A 326-nucleotide genomic window follows, 5' to 3' on the forward strand; every position below is an offset into this window, starting at 1 on the left:
AAACATCTCAGTACCCGTAGGAAGAGAAAACAACCGTGATTCCGTGAGTAGTGGCGAGCGAAAGCGGAAGAGGCTAAACCGTGCGTATGTCAAGCTGTCAGGCGTTGTACGTGCGGTGTTGTGGGACCCGCCTTGAAGAGACTGACATTTCTTCGGGTTGTTGTGCTGGTTAGTGGAACCGCTTGGGATGGCGGGCCGGAGTGGGTGAGAGCCCCGTACGCGAAAACCAGTTTCAAGAATCTTGGTGGTGTTCCCGAGTAGCAGCGAGCTCGTGGAATTTGCTGTGAATCTGCCGGGACCACCCGGTAAGCCTAAATACTTCCTGA

The 326-nt window shown here is 54.3% G+C and carries 1 rRNA gene; it reads left to right on the forward strand.

The annotated features are described in order from the left end of the window. Positions 1-325 (forward strand): 23S ribosomal RNA (locus tag ABFJ78_RS50205); the annotation flags it as partial. Between the last annotated feature and the right edge of the window lies 1 nt (position 326).

Origin of the sequence: Amycolatopsis sp. MEPSY49, from assembly GCF_051337345.1 — a bacterium.
GTDB lineage: Bacteria > Actinomycetota > Actinomycetes > Mycobacteriales > Pseudonocardiaceae > Amycolatopsis.